Origin of the sequence: Brevibacillus sp. NRRL NRS-603, assembly GCF_003013445.1 — a bacterium.
In the GTDB taxonomy this organism is placed as follows: domain Bacteria; phylum Bacillota; class Bacilli; order Brevibacillales; family Brevibacillaceae; genus Brevibacillus; species Brevibacillus formosus.
Map to the genome: position 1 here is coordinate 203,623 of NZ_PXZN01000012.1, position 24,756 is coordinate 228,378.

25 protein-coding genes are annotated in these 24,756 nt (G+C 44.7%); 21 read left to right on the plus strand and 4 right to left on the minus strand.

What is annotated here, in order from left to right; translation table 11 throughout:
* Position 1: 1 nt before the first annotated feature.
* The 9 genes from C7R94_RS08415 (at position 2) to C7R94_RS08455 (ending at position 10,042) form a co-directional block, all read left to right on the plus strand.
* A complete protein-coding gene (locus C7R94_RS08415) occupies positions 2–1,801 on the plus strand; it encodes an ABC transporter ATP-binding protein (RefSeq protein ID WP_106779933.1) in 1,800 nt (599 codons plus the stop codon).
* Positions 1,798–2,505 (plus strand): 4'-phosphopantetheinyl transferase family protein, encoded by a 708-nt coding sequence (locus tag C7R94_RS08420; RefSeq protein WP_106779935.1) that lies wholly within the window; start codon positions 1,798–1,800, stop codon positions 2,503–2,505. Before C7R94_RS08415 ends, C7R94_RS08420 begins: the two co-directional genes overlap by 4 nt.
* A 30-nt stretch (positions 2,506–2,535) precedes the next feature.
* Complete coding sequence (locus C7R94_RS08425; protein WP_106779938.1) at positions 2,536–3,264, plus strand: thioesterase II family protein; 729 nt, start codon at positions 2,536–2,538, stop codon at positions 3,262–3,264.
* Positions 3,265–3,315: 51 nt separating this feature from the next.
* Positions 3,316–4,899 carry a lipase family protein gene (locus C7R94_RS08430; protein WP_106779941.1) on the plus strand — a complete coding sequence of 528 codons (1,584 nt, stop codon included), beginning with the start codon at positions 3,316–3,318 and terminating at the stop codon, positions 4,897–4,899.
* Positions 4,900–5,104: 205 nt separating this feature from the next.
* On the plus strand, positions 5,105–5,794 hold the full coding sequence (locus C7R94_RS08435; protein WP_106779943.1) for a response regulator transcription factor: 690 nt from the start codon (positions 5,105–5,107) through the stop codon (positions 5,792–5,794).
* Between the two features lie 98 nt (positions 5,795–5,892).
* Positions 5,893–6,816, plus strand: coding sequence for an ABC transporter ATP-binding protein (locus C7R94_RS08440; RefSeq protein ID WP_106779945.1), 924 nt, complete (start codon positions 5,893–5,895; stop codon positions 6,814–6,816).
* On the plus strand, positions 6,809–7,570 hold the full coding sequence (locus C7R94_RS08445) for an ABC transporter permease (protein WP_106779947.1): 762 nt from the start codon (positions 6,809–6,811) through the stop codon (positions 7,568–7,570). Before C7R94_RS08440 ends, C7R94_RS08445 begins: the two co-directional genes overlap by 8 nt.
* Positions 7,571–7,599: 29 nt before the next feature.
* Positions 7,600–8,511: a sensor histidine kinase gene (locus C7R94_RS08450; protein WP_106779950.1), complete on the plus strand. Its 912-nt coding sequence runs from the start codon at positions 7,600–7,602 to the stop codon at positions 8,509–8,511.
* A gap of 1 nt (position 8,512) precedes the next feature.
* A complete protein-coding gene (locus C7R94_RS08455; RefSeq protein ID WP_158264661.1) occupies positions 8,513–10,042 on the plus strand; it encodes a serine hydrolase domain-containing protein in 1,530 nt (509 codons plus the stop codon).
* 202 nt (positions 10,043–10,244) lie between these two features.
* Here the strand turns inward: C7R94_RS08455 and C7R94_RS08460 are convergent, their stop codons facing one another.
* Positions 10,245–11,264, minus strand: a complete 1,020-nt coding sequence (locus C7R94_RS08460) for an alpha/beta fold hydrolase (protein ID WP_106779955.1) — start codon at positions 11,262–11,264, stop codon at positions 10,245–10,247.
* Positions 11,265–11,406: 142 nt separating this feature from the next.
* Here C7R94_RS08460 and C7R94_RS08465 point away from each other — a divergent pair, with 142 nt between their 5' ends.
* From C7R94_RS08465 to C7R94_RS08500, 8 genes are all read left to right on the plus strand, one after another.
* Positions 11,407–12,312, plus strand: coding sequence for a LysR family transcriptional regulator (locus C7R94_RS08465; protein WP_106779958.1), 906 nt, complete (start codon positions 11,407–11,409; stop codon positions 12,310–12,312).
* 375 nt (positions 12,313–12,687) lie between these two features.
* Positions 12,688–13,491, plus strand: coding sequence for a substrate-binding domain-containing protein (locus C7R94_RS08470; protein ID WP_106779960.1), 804 nt, complete (start codon positions 12,688–12,690; stop codon positions 13,489–13,491).
* A 38-nt stretch (positions 13,492–13,529) separates the two neighbouring features.
* The gene (locus tag C7R94_RS08475) at positions 13,530–14,018 is read left to right on the plus strand and encodes a hypothetical protein (protein ID WP_106779962.1); all 489 of its coding nucleotides are present in this window, start codon (positions 13,530–13,532) and stop codon (positions 14,016–14,018) included.
* Between the two features lie 96 nt (positions 14,019–14,114).
* Positions 14,115–14,660 carry an RNA polymerase sigma factor gene (locus tag C7R94_RS08480; protein WP_106779965.1) on the plus strand — a complete coding sequence of 182 codons (546 nt, stop codon included), beginning with the start codon at positions 14,115–14,117 and terminating at the stop codon, positions 14,658–14,660.
* 59 nt (positions 14,661–14,719) lie between these two features.
* Positions 14,720–15,379, plus strand: coding sequence for an anti-sigma factor (locus C7R94_RS08485; RefSeq protein ID WP_233220500.1), 660 nt, complete (start codon positions 14,720–14,722; stop codon positions 15,377–15,379).
* A complete protein-coding gene (locus tag C7R94_RS08490; protein ID WP_106779970.1) occupies positions 15,380–15,958 on the plus strand; it encodes a hypothetical protein in 579 nt (192 codons plus the stop codon).
* Between the two features lie 305 nt (positions 15,959–16,263).
* Positions 16,264–17,688: a serine hydrolase domain-containing protein gene (locus C7R94_RS08495; RefSeq protein WP_106779973.1), complete on the plus strand. Its 1,425-nt coding sequence runs from the start codon at positions 16,264–16,266 to the stop codon at positions 17,686–17,688.
* A 24-nt stretch (positions 17,689–17,712) separates the two neighbouring features.
* Positions 17,713–18,549: a M55 family metallopeptidase gene (locus tag C7R94_RS08500; RefSeq protein WP_106779976.1), complete on the plus strand. Its 837-nt coding sequence runs from the start codon at positions 17,713–17,715 to the stop codon at positions 18,547–18,549.
* Between the two features lie 47 nt (positions 18,550–18,596).
* Here the strand turns inward: C7R94_RS08500 and C7R94_RS08505 are convergent, their stop codons facing one another.
* Positions 18,597–19,259, minus strand: a complete 663-nt coding sequence (locus tag C7R94_RS08505; RefSeq protein ID WP_106779978.1) for an S-layer homology domain-containing protein — start codon at positions 19,257–19,259, stop codon at positions 18,597–18,599.
* 92 nt (positions 19,260–19,351) lie between these two features.
* Entirely contained in the window at positions 19,352–20,107 is a 756-nt protein-coding gene (locus tag C7R94_RS08510; protein ID WP_106779980.1) for a C40 family peptidase, read from the minus strand.
* A 147-nt stretch (positions 20,108–20,254) separates the two neighbouring features.
* On the opposite strand from C7R94_RS08510, the gene C7R94_RS08515 reads away from it, so the two are divergent.
* The 3 genes from C7R94_RS08515 (at position 20,255) to C7R94_RS08525 (ending at position 22,947) form a co-directional block, all read left to right on the plus strand.
* The gene (locus C7R94_RS08515) at positions 20,255–20,941 is read left to right on the plus strand and encodes a response regulator transcription factor (RefSeq protein WP_106779982.1); all 687 of its coding nucleotides are present in this window, start codon (positions 20,255–20,257) and stop codon (positions 20,939–20,941) included.
* Between the two features lie 12 nt (positions 20,942–20,953).
* A complete protein-coding gene (locus C7R94_RS08520; RefSeq protein WP_106779984.1) occupies positions 20,954–22,318 on the plus strand; it encodes a sensor histidine kinase in 1,365 nt (454 codons plus the stop codon).
* Positions 22,319–22,440: 122 nt separating this feature from the next.
* Positions 22,441–22,947, plus strand: a complete 507-nt coding sequence (locus C7R94_RS08525) for a hypothetical protein (protein WP_233220526.1) — start codon at positions 22,441–22,443, stop codon at positions 22,945–22,947.
* A gap of 88 nt (positions 22,948–23,035) precedes the next feature.
* Here C7R94_RS08525 and C7R94_RS08530 read toward each other — a convergent pair whose 3' ends face one another.
* Positions 23,036–23,932, minus strand: coding sequence for a LysR family transcriptional regulator (locus C7R94_RS08530; RefSeq protein WP_106779988.1), 897 nt, complete (start codon positions 23,930–23,932; stop codon positions 23,036–23,038).
* A 127-nt stretch (positions 23,933–24,059) separates the two neighbouring features.
* Between C7R94_RS08530 and C7R94_RS08535 the strand changes: the two genes are divergently transcribed.
* A complete protein-coding gene (locus C7R94_RS08535; protein WP_106779990.1) occupies positions 24,060–24,743 on the plus strand; it encodes an MOSC domain-containing protein in 684 nt (227 codons plus the stop codon).
* Positions 24,744–24,756 lie beyond the last annotated feature (13 nt).

Consider the following 24,756-nt stretch of genomic DNA (forward strand, 5'->3'; position numbering starts at 1 on the left):
CATGTTCATCCAGAATTTGATGCGGGAACTACTTCAACTGCTGGCGTTTATGAAATCGAAAAAGCGAGCGTATATTTTGGGGCTCGTGGGTGACGGAATCGGTCAAGCTGCTGTATTGGTATCCTTGCCTTTCGTGTTCAAGGATCTGACGGATTTTGCGAACACAAAAGACCCTGCTTTATTAACCAGAGCGGTTGTCACAATGGCTGTGATGTTCCTCTTGCTGAGTATCCTGTCTCCATTTTTTAGTTACATCTATCGTCGATGCGTTCGTGAGCTCATTGTCAACATTCGACTTCAAGTCTATCAACGATTAAGCAAGCTGCCTTTCGATTACTATGAGCAGCACCATTCGGGAGATACGATGTCGAGACTGGGCAACGATGTGGTCCTCATGGAAAACGCGTACGCAGAGCAATTGAAAACATTGAGTATTATCCTGCTGTCGCTGATCGGCTCGATCTTAGGTATGTTTGCTATGGATTGGAAAATTGCCGTTGTCCTGTTGCTCGTAAGTGCATTGACTCTTTATGTGAATACGCTGTTTGCCAAGTCAGTACGGCGCATTGGAGATCGAATGCAGCAGCAGATGGGGATTGGGACAGAAAGATTGAACGATTTTTTGTCTGGGTTGCCCATCATCAAAATGTTTCATTTACATAACGTTGTGACCGCACGTTACACGGAAGCAAACGAAGAAGTAGCTTCGTCTGCCATCAAGCAAGGGCATAAACAAGGATTATTGGAAGGAACCAATTTTTTCATCCAATTTGTAAGCTTCGGGGGAATGCTTGTTTTTGGAATCATGATGGTTTCCAAACAAATAATCGGGTTGGGCGTGCTGGTCGCTCTCGTTCAACAACAGATGCTTGTGACACTGGCATTTCTCCAGCTTGGCCAAGTCATCACAGCGTTGCAGAGCTCGCTTGCAGGCGCTTCTCGGGTCGTCGATTTTCTGAAGGAACCTCTCGAACCAGAAGAGTATCAGAAGAGCTCCGACAAACACCAGCATTGCGAAAGCATGCTGAAGCTGGAGCAGGTCGTTTTCGGATACAACGATGCTACAAATGTGCTGGATGGTGTTTCGTTGCGAGTCGAGCAAGGTCAAATGGCTGGCCTAGTCGGAACGAGTGGAAGTGGAAAAAGCACCGTGATGAAGCTTTTGCTGGGGTATTACCCACTTGTGAGCGGCTCTCTCTATTTACTGGGCAAGCCCATGGGAGCTTATTCTCTCGCAGAAATAAGAAGCTTGATCTCGTACGTGCCTCAGGATGCCTTTTTGTTCGAAGGAACCATCGAAGACAATATCCGTTACGGCTGCTTGGATGCTTCGGAAGAGGATGTCATCAAGGCGAGCAAAGCTGCGTATGCGCATGATTTTATTATGGAACTATCAGATGGCTACCAGACAAAAACAGGAGAGCGCGGTGCCAAGCTATCTGGCGGACAGCGTCAGCGAATTGCCATTGCCAGAGCTATCCTGAAAAATGCACCGATCCTTCTATTGGATGAAGCCACCTCCGCTCTGGATGCTGAATCGGAATATTGGGTGCAGCAAGCATTAGCTGCACTCATGAAAGATAAAACAGTACTCGTTATCGCTCATCGCCTGTCGACAGTGGAAGATGCCGATGTGATTTACGTGATGGATCGAGGAAAGATCATCGAGCAAGGGCGCCATATTGAGTTAATGCAGTACAACGGTACGTATGCCAACTTGTATGAAGTGCAGCAGCGAAAGGATCGAGCAGAACAAGTCAGTAGTCTTGAATTGACAGAAAGAAGAGTGAGTGCTACATGATTGCCATTTACGCTTTGAAATGTCCTGCTGTCATGGAGAAAGAGTCGTTCAACCGATTTTTGCAAGCACTACCCGAAGAAAAACGGGAACGGGTCAACCGTTTCAGAAATCCCGCTGATTCCTATCGGGCGTTGCTCGCTGACGTGCTCGTACGCTCTCTCATCTGTGAAGCCTACGAGATTTCCAATGACGAAATCGAGTATGACTACAATGCATACGGAAAACCTTTTTTAAAATCATTTCCCAACTTCTGCTTTAACGTCTCGCATTCCGGAGAATGGGTGGTCTGCGCCACGCATGAGTCGCAGGTGGGGATTGATGTGGAGCAAATATGTCCAATTGATTTGGATATTGCCACTCATTATTTTGCACCAGCCGAAGTAGAAGATCTCTTGGCAAAACATCCGGATGAACAGGTTTCGTATTTCTACGACCTTTGGACTTTGAAGGAGAGTTATATAAAAGCGAGAGGCATGGGGCTGTCTATCCCATTGCAATCATTCGCCATTCGAAAAAACCTAGACCAATCGATTACGATATCGCAAAATGATTCGCGCGATGCTTGGTCATTTCATCAGTATGAGATCGATCCAGGCTACAAATTGTCAGTATGCGCGACTACCAATCAGTTTGCTGCTCAAGTAGTCATGAAGGATTTACAAGATGTACATCAGGCCATTTTTCATAGAAAGATGTTCAGGTAATCACGTAATGAGGAAAGGGCGGGGAAAGAGATGAAATTGTTCTGCTTTCCGTACGCAGGTGGGCTTCCCAGCATCTATTACGGTTGGAAGCGGGTATTGTCGCCAGCGTTATTGGAAATTGATCCATTCGAGGTACGGCCTTCATTACAGAACGATAGCATGGTTCTTTCCACTTCGTTTTATGAGGTCTTGGAGGATGTATACAAACGGATCACACCAGAGCTGGGGGAAGAACCTTTTGCTTTTTTTGGCCACAGCATGGGCGGATTAATCGCGTTTGAACTGACGCGAAAGCTGTTGCAGAATGGAAAGCCACTGCCCCAGCACGTGTTCCTGTCTGCATCCCGCGTGCCACATGCCTATCACAAAATGGTGAAAACATACAACCTGCCGCATAACGAGTTCATCGATTCGCTACGTACACTTGGGGGTACTCCCAATGAAGTTTTGGATAATCACGAGCTCTTGGAGCTATTTTTGCCTACGATTCGCGCTGATTTCCAGGCTGTGCAGACATACGAAATGAATAACGAGCTTCCCAAACAAATCCCTGTCAACATGACGGTTTTGTTTGGGAAAGAAGATTCTATTGAAATCCAAGATATTGTGGCGTGGCGAGACTATTGCGGGCGAGAATGCAAATTTTACCCCATGCCTGGTGGGCATTTCTTTATTCATCAGCAAATGAATACGATCCTAGTGATCATTCAAGACACATTGAAGATAGAACAGGCGGTTGCAATCCGTACGCAATTCTAGCGATTGTGTACGGCAACAATAAATCCTAAGGTGAAGGTTGGTGTTCTTTTTATGAATCAGAAAGCACTATCTCGTTTGCTGGCGGCTGTTACATTATCAACGGCGCTAGTCTACCCGCAAGCAGCAAGCGCCGCAGCTCCAGCTCCGGTTTTGCATGACGACAATCCAAGTGGTCATTTTGGTGACTGGTACACAGGTGCAGTTCCTCCCAACGCATCCGACGACAAGCCCGTGATCCTGTTTGTCCAAGGTCTGCACTCCACCTACAATACCTGGTATACAACAGACGGATTTTATGATGCAGCCTATAACGCCGGGTATCGTACCGCCTTTGTACAGTTGAAGGACGCGGATGGCACTGGTGGCAACATGTGGACAAACGGAGCCAAGCTCGCCGAAGTCATCAAAAAGGTCGCAAATTATTATGGTGTTTCCAAAATCAATATTATTGCACATTCCAAAGGTGGCATCGATACGCAGACAGCACTCGTCCACTATGGCGCGCATCCGTATGTCAACGTTGTTCACCAGCTTTCTACACCAAACAAAGGTTCAGAATTGGCTGACATGGCTTACAGCAATTGGGCGGGATGGCTCGCTGACATTCTTGGCAAAAAAGACGATGCCGTGTATTCCCTGCAAACATCATATATGGCCAACTTCCGCGCGCAGACTGACAACCGAAGCGAAAATAGTTCTACAAAGACATACATGGCAGCCGGAACAGGGGATGATGGCTGGTTTAGTGCTACCTGGTTTGCTCATGCGGTTCTTCCTGGTGAAGATGATGGAGCCGTTTCCGTTGAGTCTGCCTTCGGTTTGCCTTATGGGATCAAGAGCTTTACAAAAGACATTTCCCACGGTCAAATAGCGAAAGCCTCGCAAACATGGGATCTGGTCCAGCCTAAATTGCAAAAGTCCTCGATTCGCGAACGTGCAAATAAAGTAAGCAAAGAAAAATTGAAAGAAGCCACTGTGGAAGAGAGCTCCGTCATTCTCCGAGGCGGCGAAGTGGAAGACAACGCCTCCGAAACATTTTTCCTGGAGAGCGGAATCGATAAGCTGAGTCTGGACACGATGACCTCGTCAGAAGACACCATTGTGACCTTGATCAGTCCGTCTGGCAAAGAGTATGAGGCGGATATTAGTAAGCAAAGCGAATCAGACGATGAACCCGAGATATTCAAAGATGCGGTTCATCACTTCATTGAAGTAGAGGAGCCTGAAGCAGGAGAATGGACGCTTGAAGTAGAGGGCTCTGACGACGCCTTTTTCATGGTTGGTTCGGTGGATGGCGGAGAAGAAGCGAAAGTAAAAGCGAGCAAAAAGGTATTCAAGAAAGGCGACAAAGCGAAGATTTCCGTCGATCTGGGCAAAAACGAAATTGATCAATCGTTACTGGAAAAAGCAAACCTGACTCGTTCAATGAACGGTGAAAAAGCGAGCGTCCTTGATGAAGTGAAGTTTGCCGTAAAAGAAGATGAGCTAACTGGCAATTTTACCGTGCCGACGAAGCCAGGTGTTTATAATCTCTCCTTTGATGTAACTGGCATCAATGAGGATGGCGAACCATTTACACGCTCTATTAATTACAACTTTGCGGTAACAAATAGTGATGGAGAATTAGAAAAATAAGAGCAAACCATTTCACGGCCCTGAAAAAGGGTCGTTTTTTTCTGCATACAACTTCGTATCAAAGACACGGTATTCATTCTAATGAGCTTTCAAGTTACTATGAGATTAAGACTCATGTAGCATGAGAAGATACTAGTCAGTAGGAGCATATCAAATCAAATCAAATCACAATTCAGCCATATTCACAAAGAAAAAAGGTGAGACCATGGATAAAAAGATACATGTACTAGTTGTGGAAGATGACAGCGATATCAATAAACTATTGTGTACGGTTGTCACGAAGAGCGGGTATATTGCCCAAGCAGCCTATTCGGGAACAGAAGCGAATCTCTATTTGGACAGACAGGAATGGGATCTCGTACTACTTGATCTGATGCTTCCGGGACTCACCGGTGAACAATTACTGGAGAAGATCAACGAGGTGTTTCGGACGCCAGTTATTATTATCTCAGCCAAAGATGAGCAACAGACGAAAATAGCAACACTTCGTACTGGAGCAGATGATTTTATTACAAAGCCGTTTGATATTGAGGAGGTGTCTGCACGCATCGATTCCCATATGCGAAGATACATGCGATTCTCAAATCCGCCTCCAAGTAATCGATTAACGTACAAGGAGCTAGAGCTGGATAAGGAAACCAAATTCGTGACGATTAACGGCTCCGAAGTAACTTTGACAGCAAGAGAATTTGCTATTTTAGAGCTGTTCATGTCGTATCCTAAAAAAGTGTTTTCGAAGTCGAATGTTTTTGAAAGTATCTGGAACGAGGAGTTTATGGGGGATGACAATACAGTGGGTGTACATATCAGCAATTTAAGAAGCAAGCTGGCAAAAGCCAATCCCAAAAAAGAATATATAGAAACGATATGGGGGATGGGCTATCGACTTCGATAACGGAACCAACTTAATGTTTTCTTAAGATTCTCTTTGGGATCTCTTATGGCGAGCATTTGATAATGAAGGTATCGCTAAAGGGAGGAGGTGTTCGGCAAATGGCTGAGCTAGTTCTTAGAACAAACGATTTAACCAAAGCTTATAAAGGCAAAGTTGCTCTTGACAAAGTAACGCTTTCGATTAAACGGGGATCGATCTACGGGTTTATCGGACAAAATGGCGCAGGGAAATCTACGTTGATTCGGATTGTGAACGGGCTTGCGTCCCCTTCGTCCGGTTCTATTGAGTTGTTTGGAGCAAATAGTGAACGGGAGCTTGTCGTTGCTAGAAAACGTATTGGTTCGATAATCGAAAGTCCTGCGTTATTTCCTCATATGACCGCATGGGAGAATCTCGAAGTACATCGCATACAAAAAGGAATACCGGGACGCAAATGCATAGAGAATACACTGGAGCTAGTTGGATTACAGGAAGCTGTCAAGAAAAAATCCATGCATTTCTCCGTGGGAATGAAGCAACGTCTTGGAATCGCTATCGCTTTACTCGGCGATCCTGAATTTTTAATTTTGGATGAACCTACTACAGGACTTGACCCGACGGGAGTCATAAAATTGAGAGAGCTCCTGAAAAGATTGCATTCGGAGAACCAAACGACGATCTTGATCTCAACGCATATCCTCAGTGAGTTGCATTTGCTTGCCACTCATTATGGAATCATCCATAAGGGAAAGCTGCTGGAACAATTGACGGCAAATGAACTGCATGAAAAGTGTAAGCAATACTTGCACATAAAAGTAAATGATGCAAGTAAGGCCGCTACGATTATTGATCAGGAACTGCATACCAGCAATTTTGAAGTGATGCCAGACGGTGTGATCAGGCTGTATCAATTCGTTCATGATCCCGGTATAGTTTCTTCGATCCTTTTCAGAGCGGGACTCACAATTGAACAGTTCATGCCGATGGGTGAAGATTTGGAGAGTTATTTTGCAAACCGGATTCAAGGAGAATGCTATGTATAATCTCATCAAATCCGAATGGTATAAGCTACGGAAGGACCGCTCCTTCAGGACACTAGCGATGATCATAGTAGCACTATCGATCTTTTGGCCGCTTTACTGGCATTTCGATAATCTGCTGGATGGTGATCCTCTATTTACAGGGTTGGAATCCTTCCAGCGAGCTATTTCCGGCAACACATTCATTATCAAGGTGTCCTTGAGTATCCTGGCAGGCTTCTTTATATCTAGCGAGTATTCAACCGGGGTCATGAAGAACATGGCAACGAGCGGGAATAGCAGAATGAAAATTTTTACGGCAAAACTGTGTGTTTACTCTTGGGGTGTAATCCTTCTTTCCCTACTGTTTCCTGTTTTCAATATGGTTATCAGCACCTTATTGTCTGGATTTGGGGCGATGGATGACCAATCAGTAGCGTTGCTAGTCTTGAGAACAATGCTAGGTACCATATTGTATTCAGCGTCATTTGCCTCGGTCGCTGCATTGTTTGCCATTATCTTCACGAACAGCGGTAAAACGATCTCTGCCTCGATCATCTTCTTTTTGACCATCGATGTCATTTTTACAAACATAGGTGAATTTATCCCTGTCTTTGAAACTGTTTATGAGAATAGCGTGTTTTCATTGGTGGAGGATATTGGGGGTATTTCGCCAAGCAACACAGAATTATGGCGATTGACGGTGGCCCCGATCCTCACATTTGTAGGCTGTGGACTTGCCGGCTGCTGGGTTTACAGGAAAAAAGAAATTAAGTAGCTAGGAAGAAGGAAGGCGGAAGGATCGAGATGCTATTTGTGGTGTTTGCAGCATGTACTATAGCAGCTGCTGCTATGATCCGCTTATATGGTCTGAAACGAGAAATAAAGCGAATAACTCATCAGCTGGAGTCATATTCGAAGGGATCAACCGAGAAAAAGGTCGATATTGCCTTGTTCGATCAGGATTTAGAGACATTGACCGAGGAAATCAACAAGTTGCTTACACTTATTGTGGAGGCAAACGCATTGCGTAGAAGGACTGAAAACGAGCTCAAGCAAGGGATTTCGAATATCTCACACGATTTGCGCACCCCGCTCACATCTATTCTGGGTTATATCCAGCTTATGGAGTCGGAAGGTGTAAGCGAGGCGGAGAAGATGGAGTACTTGGTTATCGCCAAGAACCGAACGAAGCGTCTGCAAAAGTTGTTACATGACTTTTTCGATCTATCGGTTATCGACCATGCTGACTTTGAACTGAAACTGGAAAAGGTGGACATGAACACGCTCATTTCGGAGGTCTTACTGGGATTTTATGATCGGTTTAACGAAAGCAGCTTGGAACCAATGATTCAATTGCCGAATGAGAAAATCTTGCTCTACGCAGATGAATCGGCTATCAAGCGTGTTGTAGAAAATCTATTGGCAAATGCAGCTACTCACGCTGTTGGCCCAGTTAGGATTCGCCTTGAGCAGCAGGATTTGAAGGTTGTTTTTTCTGTAAGTAATCATGCCCGCCATTTGAATCAGCAAGATGTGGCAAAGCTCTTCGATCGTTTTTATACGTCTGATCCGACGAGATCGGGTAAGGGCACAGGCCTGGGTCTGTCCATAGCCAAGAGTCTAATGCTAAAAATGAATGGGGAGCTGACAGCAGAGCTCCAAGGAGAATCACTCATGATGAAATGTGAATGGCAGCTTGATGAAGGAAGGGAATAACATGGCGTATGCCAAAATCACTTTGACTCTTATCTTTTGTTTGACTATGATTCTTACCTCCGTTGAGAGTGCCTATGCGCAAACAGACTTTCCAAAGGATCAAATTGATCATTTCATTCGATCAAAAATGGAAGAGAATCATATTCCGGGATTAGCGGTAGCGATTACCCGTGATGACAAAGTCATTTTCTCAAGAGGATATGGAAAAACGGCAGACCAAAGTCCAATATCTGCGGATACCCCATTCGCTATTGCTTCGCTGAGTAAATCATTTACAGCAATGGCTGTCATGCAGCTAGCTGAGTCCGGACGAGTGGATATAGATAAACCGATTGCTCACTATATTCCCTCGTTTCAGCTGAATGATCCCCGTGGAATGACAATCACAGTTCGTCAACTATTGAGTCATACAAGCGGCTTGACCGACACCGTTTACCCAGATATGACGATTCATCCTCAGCCCAACTCGTTAGAAGAAGTCGTGCAACGATTGCATGAAGTTACCCTCCATAGCGAGCCCGGTAGTGAATTTCATTACAATAATACGAATTACCAACTGTTAGCTAGGCTGGTAGAAGTAGTCAGTAAGGAAAAGTTCCCTGATTATTTGCAACGGCATATTTTCACTCCACTTGAAATGAATCGTACTTTTCATGTCTCAAATACAAAGCAATTGATTGAAAAGTCCAGTACAATTTCTGGCGGACACTATTTCCTATTTGGAAAACCAATAGCTACTGAAGAACCTGAATGGTTCGTTGAAGGCGCGGCAGGGATGGTTTCAACAGTCAACGATATGGCTAAATGGTTGATCATACAGGGAAATAGTGGAAAATACAACAATGTGCAGCTGCTTAGTAGCGAGGGGATTAGAACCATGCATTCACCTACAGGCCCTAAGGAATCATATGGTCTGGGCTGGGAAATCTCTAAAAGCGCTGATGGAAAAAAACAGATCGAGCATGGGGGAATTTTGTGGACCTATCAAGCGCAAGAGCTTGTAATACCTGATCAGAAGCTTGGCATTGTCATCTTGTTCAACAGTGGCTTGAATACTTTCGTCGATTATTATTCATTTGTGAGTGGATTGTCAGGAATATTGACTAATTCCCCGCCAGAAAATTCTCTTTTCACTCATACCATGCTTGAATCCGGTATGTGCATCATCATCTTGATCACGGTGCTTTTGGGAATTCGTCGCTTTTGGCGGTTAAAGAAATGGGAAGAGCAATACAAGAAGCGTCCTAGTTGGTTGACCTTCTTATCCTTCATCCTAATGTTGTTACCGTTATTCCTGCTCCTTTTCCTTCCGAAAATGATCACATTTTTTGGTGGCGAACGAGTGCTCAGTTTGGAAGGTATCTTTATGATGATGCCGAGTATTGTTATTGGGCTGGCAATAGCTTCTTTTCAAAATCTTGTAATAGTGATAGCTCGTGTTATTCGAATTTGCCAAATACGGATACAAGCAAGAGGTTCACAGAAACAAACAATTAACCGAACCACTACAGAAGGGCAGTTCATGGGTTAATGTCGAGATCTTTCGAAACCATTAGGTAGTGACCAATTTCGTAGAAGGTTGAACGTAGCCTATTATCGTTACGTTCAACCTGCGAATTTGGCCTTTTTAACGGCTAGACTTAGGATAAACTTCCCACCGCTGCTCCTTCTTCAATGCTATTCTTTGCAAGGTTCTTGCTATGCCTTACAGGACACTTCAATGCTAATAGGATCTATCCGTCTGTACTAAGCGCCAACAAGCGTTTTAGATTGTCATCAATAAATTTATTATCGGCACTGTTGATTCCGCGCCCGGCAAAATGGCCCCAGATCGATTCAATAGGGTTAAAAATAGCATGAGGTATTAGCTTAGCCTCGTATTCGTTATCGTCTACGGAGCAGAAGAGATCCGTGCTCCCTGGCATGACGCAGGCAAGCGCTTTAATGCTTGTGAGCGCCTCATCGAAATCTCCGTTATAGGTCGGGTTTGCACTTATATCTGCATGTTGTCCTGTCCATAACATGGCCAGGACATTGTGCGGATCCATTTTCATAAAGCTATCTTCCCAGACGCCAGCCACAAAATCTGTCAATGAGTCAAATCCCAGCTCACGATAAAGTTCCTCTCTGTAAAACGCCTGCGATACGCCCCATCCTGCATAGACACGGCCAACGGCGCGCATGTCCGCAGAAGTCAACTCGTTTAGTTTACTTGAATCAAAGCGGGTCGCAGCCATGAGCGGAGCTTTCAAACCATCCAGAACTACATACGTTTGGGGCCATGTCTTTGCAACTCCGGCGAAAGGTGCAATTCGTTCCACCATGTCCGGGTAACTTGCCCCCCATTGGAATGCTTGAATGCCTCCCATTGACCACCCTACTACGAGAGCGACCTTTTGAATGCGGAATTTTTCGGTCACCAGCCGATGCTGTAAAGTAACGTTGTCATAAATGGTTACCTGCGGAAAATTAGCCCGGTCGAATGGGGGAGGCGTGTTACTGGGAGACGAAGATAATCCGTTGCCCAGCAGATTTGGTACGATAATGAAATATTTCTGCGGATCTAGTGCCATGCCGGTTCCAATCAACCATTCATTCTGCACATGCTGGTCGCCAAAAGCAGTTGGATAGACGATGACATTATCTTTCTTTTCATTCAATCTTCCATAAGTGTTATAAGCAATAAAAGCGCTCGGTAACGTCACTCCTGATTGCAAGGTAACGTCACCCAAATCAAAAATTTCATAATCCATCGTATTGCCTCTCCCTTCAAAATGAAACCATACATGAAGAATGTATTTCTTGTTGTAAGTATAGATCTGTGATAGTCTCAGCAAAAGTGAATGAAATTCAAAGCTATATTCAAAAATCTTGAAGGGTAAGGGGGATCGTATGATGGAATTGCGCCAACTGATTACGTTCCGCACGGTTGCATCAACTTTAAATTTCAGTCGGGCTGCGGAAGTGTTGAACTACGTCCCCTCCAACGTCACGATGCAAATAAAAGCATTGGAGGATGAGCTTGGTGTTCGTCTCTTTGATCGCTTGGGCAAGCAGCTCGTTCTCACAACTGCGGGGAAACGCTTTTTAACTCATATCCAAAGCGTTCTAGACAAATTGGACGAAGCTCGCAGCGTCGTTCATGATGATGAAAATGTAAGCGGCACCCTAACAGTAAGTGCTAACGAGGTTCTTTGCGCCTATCGGCTTCCAGTTGTCTTCCACCTATTTCGTTCGCGCCATCCGGGAGTTCGTCTCATCTTCCGCTCCGTTCCAAATCAACAACTCAAGCAAGCGCTTTTTGAGGGAACCGCGGATGTCGTCTTTATGTTGGACGAACCCATTAGCTCAAGCGCACTTGCAGTGGAGCCATTGGTGGAAGAAACGTTCCGCTTTTTCGCCGCTCCAGACCACCCACTCTCGAAACTAACTGTACTGCAGCTGGAAGATTTTCACGGACAAGTGTTTCTGACGAATGAAAAGGGTTGTCCCTATCGAACCATGTTTGACCGGCAATTTGAGAAAAAGGGCATTGATAGTATTACGTATTTAGAGTTCCAAAATGCCGAAGCCATTAAACAATGTGCAATTACGGGAATCGGTATTGCCTTTCTTCCTGAAATGACAACGAAAGCGGAAGTTGAACGTGGCGAACTTGTTGCTCTTCCATGGCAAATTCCGGACTTGCACGTGTATACACAGATGTTATGGCATAAAGACAAGTGGCTTTCACCAATCATATTATCTTTTATAGAAGCAGCAAGGGAGGTTATCGCTATAGAGGAGAGTAAAATCGTTTAGCCTATTCGCGATATGAAAACATCTACGGGCAGGGGGAAAGTCCAGGCATTCCGAGCAGTTAGAGGAACTAAAAAAGCCTAAGTAGCCAGTGTTATTCGGTATTCTACCGGGGCACACTGGTTTAGCCAATTCTCAATGGATTTTCAAATAAAACAGATGCGAGAGACCAAGAATCTGCTTGAAAAAGATCACCACACAACTGGCCAGGCTGGCGTAGGTTGTGTGGTGATCTTTATTTATTCTTCACCAGACTAGTTTTCCATCGTTTCATGAAACTTTCTAACTATTTCACAATTACAATCAAACCGTTTATAGCCTCCCTTCGTTTCCTTTGATAGTACCGTTAAAAACCATGTGTGAAATGGAGGAAGAATCATGAAGAAGACCGGGCTCCTAGCAGCTCTACTGTTTTTTTTCACTACGGCTGACGGAATGTCAGCCTATGCACAAATGGACGGTAAGCCGGCGTCCCAGGCGACACCAAATTCCAGGCAAAGTGACCAAGTCATCCGGGTGTACGGACCAGGTGGACCACTTGAACCGATCAAGGAAGCTGCTGAACATTTTTCAGCTAAAACGGGAATGAAGGTGGAAGTAACAGCCGGACCAGAGAACAACTGGATCGGTCAAGCAAAGCATGATGCAGATATTATTTTCGGTGGCTCCGAGTATATGCTGCAGGACTTTATCTTTAAATACCCCGAAATGATTGACACGAAATCACGTACGGAGCTTTACCCGCGTGCTGCAGGAATATTGGTGAGGAAAGGAAATCCTAAGAAGATTGAAAGCCTCGCGGATTTAACGAAAAAGGGAGTAAAAATAATGGATGTGAATGGGGCTGGCCAGCTTGGCCTGTGGGAAGACCTGGCGGGCAGAAAAGGGCTGATCGAAGGCATTTCTCAAAATATTAACGTTTCTGTAAAGTCAAGTGCCGAAGCCATTGAACGATGGAAATCGAATTCCAGCCTGGACGCCTGGATTACTTATGAAACGTGGCATTACCGGCTCCAGGATGTGACAGACCTGGTTGAACTGCCCGAGGAAGAAAAGCTCTATCGTGGAACGCCGATCGCCCTGACAAAAATCACTGATCAGAAAAAAGAGGCACAGCAATTTATTGATTATTTAAGAACGGAAGAATCTCACCGAATCTTTCAAAAATGGGGCTGGAAGTAAGGGCGAGTCTTACATCTAAAAAACTGGGAGGAACATACATGAAAAAAGCAGTTTTTACCCTTGTGATACTTTCAATTATTTTTGTTTTGGCTGCCTGCGGAAAAAGCACGGAGGTAAAAACAGAGACGGTTCAACCCGATCAAGCCCAAACGGAACAAACTAAATCGGATCAAGCCCCAGCTGAAAGCCTCCAGCTTTTGGAGAATGAGAAAGCTGGAAAGTACCTGGCGGACCCACAGGGAAGGGCTCTGTATTATTTTAAGAAGGACGAAGCAGGAAAAAGCAATTGCAGCGGAGACTGCCTGGCAAACTGGCCGGCATTTACCCAGGAGGATTTCGCCGTCCCGGAAGGTTTTGACAAAAAGGATTTCGATACGATCACAAGAGAAGACAATGGGAAGAAGCAGGTTACGTACAAAGGCTTTCCTCTCTATTATTTTGTAAAAGACCAGCAAAAAGGGGATGTAAACGGACAAGGAGTAAAAGAAGTATGGTTTGTCGTAAACAGCGAAACAGCATTTGAATAAGCATGCCCAGGGAACGATCAGTCGCGGTTGTTCCCATCTTTACTTTTAAAATCGTGTTATGGCAGTATATTTTTATCCAAAAGCAGGGAGTGCCACATGAAAGACAATTACGATGCGGAATTAATGCGATTGGTAAACGAAAAAAATGGTCACGCATTAGAGGAGCTCTATGATCGATATATAAAGCTTGTTTACGGCTTCGTTATGAAGTTTTGCAATGGAAATGAGGATAAGACGAAAGAGATTATTCAACTGGTCTTTTTGAGGCTATGGACAACAAACAGCCATTACGATCCTGCTCAAGGCAGCTTTGTAAATTGGCTCCTCACGATTACCCGCAATATATGCATTGACTACCTCCGCAAAGAGAAGAGGCATACGCAGCACCACCAAGAGGAACATGAAGAGATCGCCGACCCTGCGAATGCAGTCGAGCAACGAGTAAATACGAATGATATTGCAATGGCGAAAAATAAATTGCCGACGGCCCAAAGAAGATTAATCGAATTGCTTTATTGGAAAGGGTATTCTCTTTCAGAGATTGCCAAGCTGGAACAAGAGCCGCTCGGGACGATTAAAAGCAGGCTTCACCAGGCTCTTAAAGGATTGAGGAAGCATCTGGAACTGGAGGATATAAAATGAGAAGGGTCTGTGATCAATTAATTTCATATATAGCAAATGAGCTCAAGGAGAGCGAGCACATGGCCTTTGCTGAACATTTAAAGAATTGTACGGAGTGTAAGAAAGAACATCAGGAATTATCCCAGGCCTGGCATGCTTTGCCGTTCGATTATACCGAAACCGAGGTGCCTGAATCGCTAAAAGGCGAGGTGCTGGGGTTTGTTTTTGAGCACAATAGGAAAAGCGGTACGGAAACGTTCATGGCTAAGATGAGCAAGCTCGCCATGTTGTTCAAAAGCCAGTTCACTCCAGTTTCAACCAGTATCGTGACCGTCTTGTTGCTCGTGATTATCGGCCTTGGAATGGCGAATGTACAGGAAAAAAATCGCCATCCTGAAAATATTCCGATAGAAATTTTAACGGAGATTCCCTTAAAAGCAGCCAATCAAAGCCACCCGCGAACAAACGGCATCGCCTATATTGTCCAGCAGGGATCAGAGAAAAATTTGGTGGTGCAGGTTCACGAATTACCTGGCGTCGAAGGTTCACAGGTTTACCAGGTTTGGCTGCTGAAAAATAGCACGAGGGAAAATGGTGGGATATTCAAGCCGGACGAAAACGGATCCGGAATACTGACCTACCAGCTCGCCGAAGGGCAGACTTTTGATCAAATCGGCATCACTGTCGAACCGGACACCAACAGCAGACAACCAAGAGGAAAAAAAATAGCCGGTTCATAGATGGTGCTGGAGTTAAAATCGGCAGCCTTTGCTCAACTAACGGAGCAGGATAATTCAATATGTTGGAATATTATGGTATATATTGTGTATGGATACGAACTGATGGGTGGGGATGGAATGGATAAAATCAAGCAAGCCCAAATAAATGGTTTTCTGCAAGCTTTCGCCCTATTAAATCTCCATGCAAATCATGGATATACATTTCAATGGAATGAACTGGAGTATCATGACGATATTCTTACTGCTTTTACATATAGCTTTAATTTAGAGGGTGATAAAAACTTAGGTGAAGTACGATTGATACCACTTGACGATTGGAAAGCAAAATTAGAGAAAACTTGCGATGATTGGTTCTTTGAAATTGGGTATCCTTATCACCAATTTGATTCATCCGTAAAGTTTGACCCAAAGTATTGCATAAACGGATTTATTCCATTATTATCAGATTTTTTTGAGGGGAACCTAATGGTATATAAAGTGGAATGTCAGCCTAATTTCTGGTATGAAGCTATTTGGGATGATTATATTTTTTATTCAAATAAGAGATTGTTTCTTTTACATTTTGGAGTTTCTGATTAACGGGACGAGCATAGACAATGACATGAGGCTCCACAGTCATTACCAAAACAACGAATGATCAAATGTAACCAGCGACATTTCAAGGCCTGACGTCATACAAGACGAAGGGCCATTTTTATTTGATTGCGTTTTGTTATGAAAATTAGTTATTTTCAGAATTTATATATTGTCGTTTTCTCATCTGCCGCTTATAATTCTACTAGTGCATGAACTTCATATCCCTACTTTTTTGAAGTCTATACTTCAGAATCAAAAAGCTGAAATTGCTTTCTTGTTTGTATGTAATGAACCTAAGGAGGCATGACATGAAGATGAATGAGTGGGAAGCATCGTTTGAAGATTACGTCCAAAGACTGATGGATGATTTTCAGGTTCCCGGTGCGGTCATTGCAGTAGCCAAAGACGGGGAGCTCACTTATGAAAAAGCGTTTGGTTATCGGGATCGCGAAAAGCAATCCCCGATTGATCTGGATACGGTATTTGGGATCGGATCGATTACGAAGTCGTTTACTTGCATGGCGATCATGCAGCTTCAGGAAGAAGGAAAGCTTTCCGTGCATGATCCGGTTATCACTTATTTGCCTGAGTTTCGCACACCGGACGAGGCCCAAACGAAGCGCATCACCATTCATCATTTCATGACACATACCCTCGGATTTCCACCACTTCCATCTCTCATTCCCGCCATGCTACCCAGTTTACAAGGCGATCCGACAGCACAAGAATTACTCCAACATTTTGAAGCGCAATGTAAACACCCAATTGATACCTTCGAAGACCTCATGGCATATATAGAGAAGCTGCCCTTTGAATTGTTGGGACCTGCTGGGACAGAATTCAGCTATTCAAACGAAGCTTTTGGCTTGCTTGGGGCGATTGTTGAGCGTGTCAGCGGAAAAACATACGAAGCCTATGTCCAAGAGCATATTTTACAGCCACTTGGCATGAAACGCACGGTTTTTCATGTCGAGGAATTAGGCGAGGACGCCAATACTACCATGCTGTACACATGTCGCATGAATGATGGCGTTCGTGAAGTAGTACGTGCCCCCGGTTGGTGGGATGCTCCCTCCATGCGTGCAGCAGGCTTCCTCAAATCGTCGGCACGTGACATGCTTCGATATGCGGATGTCTATCGGACAGGCGGGCTTTCAAATGGAGCGAGAATCATCTCGGGGGATAGCGTGTCACAAATGACTGCCCCTCATGTCCGTATTGACTTGAGTCGCAGCTATGGTTACGGACTCGGCGTGTTTCCATTTTCCGAAGATTACACCTTTCTTACCCATACCGGCGGTTTAAAAGGGATGACCGCGCAAATGTTCATCATCCCAGAGGCGGGAGTAACTGGCATTCTTTTAACCAACATGGATGATGCCCCCATTACCAATCTGACATTAGGACTGTTGAACAGCATGTTTGGTCGCCCGCTAGAGACGCAGTTCGCCACGTTTTCCAAACGGGAAGTACCGCTTGATTACTTGCAGCAATGTCCTGGTACATATAAATCTGGTGAAGGAGACGTAGTAGAGATCAGATTCTTCGATGAAGCACAAAGACAGCTCGTACTCGTTATAGGCAATGATGTGCTTCCGCTGTGTTCCGTTGGCGAAGATACGTTTCTGTTCACGCGCCACAACATCGATTCACTCATTCGCTTTGTTCGCTATCCTGACGGTGAGATCAAGCGCCTGGCGTTTGGTTCGCGCCAAATGCCGAAAGCAATCTAATCATAAATAGGGAGGCAGTTTCTCATGAAGGTGTTTATTTCGTTGGACATGGAAGGAATCTCCGGACTATGCGAATGGGAGGATGTGATCCCCGGTCGGAGACACTACGAAGCGGGGAGAAGACTGCTGACACAAGATGTAAATGCGGCGATTGAGGGGGCACTGGAAGCAGGAGCTACCCAAATTATCGTCAATGAATCTCATGGGCCGATGAACAATATTATCCTGGAAGAATTACATCCACAGGCAGATGTCATCCGCGGTTTTTTCAAGCCTCTCTGTATGATGCAGGGGATCGACAGTAGCTGCGACGCCGCATTTTTCATCGGTTATCATGGAAAAGCAGGAACAGGAGATGCGGTACTCAATCATACATTGTCTGGCCTCGCTATCCATCGGCTTATCTTAAATGGCAAAGAGGTGGGCGAAGCAGGTTTAAATGCTGCAATCGCAGGAGCTTTCGGTGTCCCTGTCGTACTTGTTACCGGAGATTCTCAAACGGCTAAAGAAGTGGAAGAAGATATCCCTGGAGTCTTCACGGTCGCCGTAAAAACAGGAATTACGGGACTCTCGTCGCAAGCGATGCATCCCGTTCGTGCGAGAGAGCTGATCCGTCAGCAAGCTAAGGAGGCATTGCTCAATCGCCGTACAGTTAAACCGCTTGCGCAAAGAGTAGAGAATACGATAGAAGTCGAGTTTACGAAATCACAATTTGCCACAGCAGTCAGCTGGATGCCAGGAATTGAACTCACCGAAGGACGCACGGTGCGCTTCCATTCGTCTGATCTTGTTAGTATGATGCCCGTCTTGCAAGCGATGCTGTTGATAACTGGGCAAGTGAATCAGATGGTTACTGGTTAAGTAAAAAATGCAGCTCCTCATCACGAGGATCGCTGCATTTTTTTGTTTTAGTTCAGAGGCTTATGGTTTTTTAAATACGCAAGGGCATTATAAATCATTTCGGCTGCCTCTTCACGCGTGATTGGCTTTTGCGGATGGAGCTTTTTTTCTTTATCCAATTCGATCACATCTCTTGCCAAAGCTCGTTGAATGGAGCCTTGGTAATCCACGGTGAGTTCATGATCATCTTGGATTTCTACCGGTATTAGTTTGATCATCGGTAGATACCCCTTGGTCTCCATGACTCTCATTAGCTGGTGAATGAACTGCTCTTTGGTCCAATCTGCATTCGGATCAAGATCAGCTGGTAGCTCCAATCCATTCGCACCCGCTATGATCAGACTCTCTGCATACCAAGCATCGTTATCTGCTTTGGAAAAAAAGTCAGTGGCTTGTGGAGCCTTTACAAAACGGATCGCAGCGAGACTCAAATCAAAGGCATTTACAATCAGTTGAATACCTTGAGCAGCCGTAATCGTTTCGTTAGGTGCAAATTTGCTATCATCTACCCCTTTTATCACACCTTGTTGCTGTAAGGAAAGAATTTTATCTTTCGCTCCTGATTGGGCAAGATCCGTAAAAGGAGTCGTTGCAGCAAAGCTTGGTTGGGCGAATGATACAGTTAACAATGCAAGGATGGAAAGAGAGATCATATTTTGTCTGACATTCATGATAGCCACCTCGTCTATTTTTGAAGTTTCACTCCATTTGACGAGGAACCATTGATAACGTTTCAAAGCATGTGCTTTAAAAGAGAGGATGATTAAATCACACGTCTTCCAAGCTCAAAGCGTTTTTCCCAGGAAGTCCCTTTGAATTTGGTTGTCGTAACTCCCGGTTTACCGTACGTATGCAGCAGTTTATTGTCTCCAGCGTAGATCGCAACATGGGTAATGCGAGAAGACGAGCTGCCGTAACTGCGGAAGAACACGAGATCTCCTTTTTGCAGTTGATCCTTCGAGACTTTTTGTCCGACTTTGGACTGTTTACGTGAGTCTCGTGGCAGACTTACTCCGACCTCTTTAAAGACTCGCTGTGTAAAGGAAGAGCAATCAAATGTACGTGTTGTTTTTTTGCTGGAACCAAATTTATAGGGGACGCCTTTAAACTTCAATCCTTCTGAAATGACCTGATCGGCAATGTCCGAAGAGGAGGCCGAAGTATTGTGGTCAAATGAAGCAGTAGAATCTTTAATGTCTTTAGTCTGTTTATTCAGATTACTATCAGTAGTACTTTCCTCATTGGCTGTCAGGTCGTTATTCGTACCGTCTTGCACCATTTGATCAAATTGATCAATTTCAGCTTGTTCATTGCCTTGATCTGCAACTGATTCTTCGATATTTTGTTGCAGGTTCAAGTCATCCTTATGTTTTTTCTGCTGTTTATCCTGACTATGTGTAGTGGTGGAGGTGAGACTTGTCTCAGAAGCCGCGTAGGCTTGTCCGTTCATGAGAAGAGAAGTTCCCATTAGAATAGCTACGACCGTAGTAGTGGTGCCTTTCCAGTTTCGCTTTGTCATGATGTTCCTCCTTCTGAATGGTTGCTCTTGTTGTGTGTTTCTCATCCACGCAACTATCGTACAGAACAAAACTAAGATTCCCGGTAGAATTTCATGAGAGTTTCCTGAGAAAACTGTTGGTAAGATATTCAAACGGAGTTGATATGCATGCCTACGCCGGATGGAAAAGGCTATTTGCTACTTGTTGAAGATGAACATAACTTGGCAAGATACTTACAGTTGGAGTTGGAGAATGAAGGATTTTCGACGGATATTGAATACGACGGGCTTTCCGGATTAGAAAAGGCACTGACGATTGAGTACGATCTCATCCTCCTGGATGTCATGCTGCCCGAATTATCGGGGATAGAATTATGCCGACGTATACGGGAAACCAAAGAAGTCCCCATTATCATGATTACGGCTCGTGGAGAGGTTCCGGACATCGTCACGGGATTAGACAGTGGAGCCAACGACTACCTGGCAAAGCCGTTTGCCATCGAGGAGTTGTTTGCCCGGATTCGGGCCTTATTGCGTCAACGGGAAACAAAAGCGAACCAGGAGATAGTGGTTGGTCGCTTACGTATACAGCCCAACGCACGGCGTGTGTTCCTCGATGAAGAGGAAATCATGTTGACGCCACGCGAATTTGATTTGCTTTATTATCTGGTTCAGAACAAGGAGCAAGCGGTCTCGCGAGAACAAATTCTCACAGCTGTTTGGGGGTTCGACTTTATGGGGAATACCAACATCGTGGATGTGTATATCCGGTATTTGCGGAACAAAATTGAGATTGATCCATCCGTCAAACTGATCCATACCGTTCGAGGAATCGGATATACACTACGAGATTAAAAGGAGAACGCAGTGCTTATACATCGAAGATACTCACTCAAATGGAGACTCACGCTGTTTTTTAGCTCGGGCATGCTGGTCTTGCTTCTCTTTTTGTCTATTTTTATTTTTTTCAGCACCTCTAATCTCGTCCATCAACATGAGCAAAAATTACTCAATCAGAAGGCGACGGCTATCGCTGCCGATTTGAAAACGGAAATCACCGAAGAAGCATCGCTGACGATTGCCTATTTGACTCGTTTGTTAACCAATTACGCCGACGTCAATCAATTCATAAACATCAGCGACCAAAACGGCAAGGAAATCGCTTCGATACGGGGAGCCAATTGGACAAAAGAGCCGGAAGAGTATTATGAAAGAACCTTGGTCGCAAAAGAACCTGTACAGCTGCCGTTCACATCGGAGCTTTTGTTTGTGCAAATTTCTACTACGACAGAAGCGCTTGAATGGTATTTTTCCATCTTGCTCACGATTCTTTTTCTTTCTTCCTTTTTTACCTTGCTACTTTCGGCGATTGGAGGCTATTGGTTGAGTAACTGGGGACTGAAGCCTCTCGATCATCTTATCCAGCAAATCCATTCCATTTTCCCTCAACGTCTCTCCCAACGGATTCACCACCATCACGTAGAGACTGAAATCTACGAGCTGATCCATGCCTTTAATCTGTTGTTAGATCGTATGGAAGAAGCAATGGTCTATCAGCAGCGATTCGTCACAGATGCTTCTCACGAATTGCGTACACCGCTCTCGATTATTGAAGGGTATGTAAGTCTTCTGCAAAGATGGGGGCAGCACAAGCCTGAAGTAAGGGACGAAGCACTCGCTGCTGTGGAGCAGGAGTGCAAGCGACTTTTCAAACTCATTGATGACCTGTTGTCGCTAGCCAAATTGCAGCATACCTCTCAACTAAGTTCATCAAAAGTTGTGCAGCCATTAACCCCTCTGCTTCTTGAAGTAAAGCAAGCGTGGGAGCCCATTTTCCCTCCACAAATTAAGCTGCGTTTTGAATGGGAAGAAGCCCTTGTCCTTTTTATGGATCGGGAGCGGATTCGCCAGTTGCTGGACATCCTTTTGGACAATGCACGGAAATACACAGATGAAGGACAAGTGAAGGTACGGGCGTACGGGGATGAAGACACTGTGCACATTGTGGTCGAGGATACAGGGATCGGTATTCAAGCAAAGGAGATTCCCCATCTTTTTAAGCGATTTTATCGTGTGGACAAATCTCGTACGCGAAAAAGGGGAGGAAGCGGGATCGGTCTGGCCATCGCCCAAGCGATTGTCGCAGATCACGAGGGAAGCATCTCCATTGCTCCTTCCGCGGAAAAAGGCTTGATTGTTCATGTTTTGTTGAAGAAAGCGGGAATGGATTGACGACATGAATGATGAACGATGGGGCTCTGTGAGCGTTCCAGAGCCTTCGTTTCTCATAGTGTTCTGGTCTATGAACCTGTAAAATGAAAGGGAGTCAATACAAAGAGTCATCCTTGACGGAGGTGCTTAAAGTGGGTAGGGCCCATAAATACATACATAGCAAAATCGAAATACGCCAAGATCAGATGAAGGGTTTTCAGCATCCCCAATATGTTATTACTATCAACGACATCACTTTGAATGACTATTTGAATCAAAATACTCGGAGTAGTTCTTTTGATTTATTAGTTCCACCTATCGAACTTTTTGATAATCGGGATCAGCAAAAAGTCCTTGAATTGCTTTCTTTTACAAATGTAGCTCTTCCTATTTTAGTTTGTTCGGATGACATGGATTTCTCTTGTACAGTTGTCGCCGCGAATGTAGAGGAGACGAAGGATTACATCATTTGGAGAACATTCGGATATGGCATGGACATGTCAAAACCGATCCATGTTCCGCCATTAACTTTCGAAAAAGACCTGTATAGAGAATTTGTTGAAGCGTTCAAAGGTTTTATTCAAAAGTACCTTGCGCATGAAGCATCCTTGAAAGAATGTCCTGACCATATTTCCTCCGGGAATGACTAAATAATAATAGGGAATACCTATCGAAATGATAAAAAGGATGCTATTGAACAATCATTCGCCTCGTCATAAACTGATCTTGACTCCCGCATCATCGACCTTCATCACGCTTTACCGAGGCAATCAATTGCTCCATAAAAACTCGGCTTGCTGCGCACAAATATTTGTTTTTCCGGTAAACGATACCGATTTGCGCCGTGATATCGGGCTGTTGGATCGGTATCGTGCGAATCCGTTTATCATCGAGATAGTCGAGGTAACCTTTCGAAAGTACCGTGACCCCGACACCTTGCCCGACCATATTTGTAATGGATTCCATTGTGGTCATTTCCAAAACAGGCTGTGGCGAGAAGCCTAGCTCCTGACACCTTTCATCAATCAACTGACGCAAAAAGTAGGTGTTGGGCAATAAAATGGAGGGGGTTTCTTTCAAAATCGCGAGGGAAACAAACGGTTCCTCCGCGAGCTGGTGATCCACAGGCACTCCTAATGCCAGATTTTCCGTATAGAGCGGAATGGTTTCCAGGTCGTCGTGCTCCATAGGCAAAAAGACAATCCCCAAATCGAGTTCGTTTCTCAAAAGTCCTTCATAAATATCACCGGTTCTCAACCCGAAAACAGACAATTCAACCTTCGGATAACGCTGATGAAACGCGATAACAGTAGGCGGGAGCAAGTAATTGACAACCGTCAGCAGTACGCCAATCTTTAATGCGCCTCTGCTTAAGCCTTGCAGCTCGCTAATCGCTGCACGTGCCTGTGACAACTCATGAAACACATGATAGCTATGGTGAAGCAATGTTTTGCCTGCTTCTGTCATAACCGTTTTTTTGCCGATGCGATCAAACAAGGGCATGCCGATTTCATGCTCAAGCAGACGAATTTGCTGACTGAGTGAAGGCTGCGCAATGCCCAATTTCTCGGCTGCGCGGGTAAAATTCAACTCTTGGCACAATGCCATAAAGTACTCTAATTGCTTGAGCTCCAACGACCATCCCTCCAGCGATTCGTGATCTAACAATAGGTTTTTCCTATTATTATAAGGTAAACCATTATGAAATGATATGAATGTAGTGTGCAATGCCCACTTCCATGAAAGAATGAGGTGATCGCTTGTGAATATCGAAATCCTTTCAATAAATGTAGGGAAACCCAAACAGGTACAGTATCAAAACAAAGAGGTTTCTACCGGCATTTACAAAACCCCGACCACAAAAGCTCTTTATTTATCCTTATTGAACTTGGAGGGGGATGGACAGGCTGATCTTGTCCACCATGGAGGGAAGGAAAAGGCTGTATGCGTCTATCCCTATGAGCACTACCCATTTTGGGAGGCTGAATTACAGAGAGAGCTTCCAATCGGTGCATTCGGAGAAAATCTGACAATTCGGGGATTAATAGAAACGGATGTTTGTATCGGTGATACTTTTCAACTAGGGGAAGCGGTCGTACAAGTCAGTCAACCGAGACAGCCCTGTTACAAATTGTCTGTGCGATACGGTGTACCCGAAATGGTGCTGAAGGTACAGGAGACAGGCTATACCGGCTTCTATTTTCGCGTGTTGAAAGAAGGGCAGGTATCGCATTCAGATGTTCTGACAATGCTCTCGCGCCATCCAAAGGCAATAACGGTATCGTATGCAAACCGAATCATGCATCAAGAGAAAGACAATATCGATGGCATGAAAAAGCTGTTGGAAGTAGAGGAGCTGTCCACAAATTGGCGAGCGACCTTTACCAAACGATTATCCGGCGTGGAAATTGATACCCGTGAAAGGATGACCGGCAACCAATCATAGCTACACCAACTGA

Coding starts and splice junctions, on each gene's coding strand:
- C7R94_RS08510 (WP_106779980.1), bottom strand. CDS start 20,107: ATGACAAAGCGAAACTGGAAAGGCACCACTACTACGGTCGTAGCTATT.
- C7R94_RS08455 (WP_158264661.1), top strand. CDS start 8,513: ATGGCGTATGCCAAAATCACTTTGACTCTTATCTTTTGTTTGACTATG.
- C7R94_RS08445 (WP_106779947.1), top strand. CDS start 6,809: ATGTATAATCTCATCAAATCCGAATGGTATAAGCTACGGAAGGACCGC.
- C7R94_RS08430 (WP_106779941.1), top strand. CDS start 3,316: ATGAATCAGAAAGCACTATCTCGTTTGCTGGCGGCTGTTACATTATCA.
- C7R94_RS08465 (WP_106779958.1), top strand. CDS start 11,407: ATGGAATTGCGCCAACTGATTACGTTCCGCACGGTTGCATCAACTTTA.
- C7R94_RS08490 (WP_106779970.1), top strand. CDS start 15,380: ATGGTGCTGGAGTTAAAATCGGCAGCCTTTGCTCAACTAACGGAGCAG.
- C7R94_RS08440 (WP_106779945.1), top strand. CDS start 5,893: ATGGCTGAGCTAGTTCTTAGAACAAACGATTTAACCAAAGCTTATAAA.
- C7R94_RS08420 (WP_106779935.1), top strand. CDS start 1,798: ATGATTGCCATTTACGCTTTGAAATGTCCTGCTGTCATGGAGAAAGAG.
- C7R94_RS08485 (WP_233220500.1), top strand. CDS start 14,720: ATGGCCTTTGCTGAACATTTAAAGAATTGTACGGAGTGTAAGAAAGAA.
- C7R94_RS08450 (WP_106779950.1), top strand. CDS start 7,600: ATGCTATTTGTGGTGTTTGCAGCATGTACTATAGCAGCTGCTGCTATG.
- C7R94_RS08495 (WP_106779973.1), top strand. CDS start 16,264: ATGAAGATGAATGAGTGGGAAGCATCGTTTGAAGATTACGTCCAAAGA.
- C7R94_RS08480 (WP_106779965.1), top strand. CDS start 14,115: ATGAAAGACAATTACGATGCGGAATTAATGCGATTGGTAAACGAAAAA.
- C7R94_RS08500 (WP_106779976.1), top strand. CDS start 17,713: ATGAAGGTGTTTATTTCGTTGGACATGGAAGGAATCTCCGGACTATGC.
- C7R94_RS08435 (WP_106779943.1), top strand. CDS start 5,105: ATGGATAAAAAGATACATGTACTAGTTGTGGAAGATGACAGCGATATC.
- C7R94_RS08460 (WP_106779955.1), bottom strand. CDS start 11,264: ATGGATTATGAAATTTTTGATTTGGGTGACGTTACCTTGCAATCAGGA.
- C7R94_RS08515 (WP_106779982.1), top strand. CDS start 20,255: ATGCCTACGCCGGATGGAAAAGGCTATTTGCTACTTGTTGAAGATGAA.
- C7R94_RS08425 (WP_106779938.1), top strand. CDS start 2,536: ATGAAATTGTTCTGCTTTCCGTACGCAGGTGGGCTTCCCAGCATCTAT.
- C7R94_RS08470 (WP_106779960.1), top strand. CDS start 12,688: ATGAAGAAGACCGGGCTCCTAGCAGCTCTACTGTTTTTTTTCACTACG.
- C7R94_RS08505 (WP_106779978.1), bottom strand. CDS start 19,259: ATGAATGTCAGACAAAATATGATCTCTCTTTCCATCCTTGCATTGTTA.
- C7R94_RS08475 (WP_106779962.1), top strand. CDS start 13,530: ATGAAAAAAGCAGTTTTTACCCTTGTGATACTTTCAATTATTTTTGTT.
- C7R94_RS08415 (WP_106779933.1), top strand. CDS start 2: ATGTTCATCCAGAATTTGATGCGGGAACTACTTCAACTGCTGGCGTTT.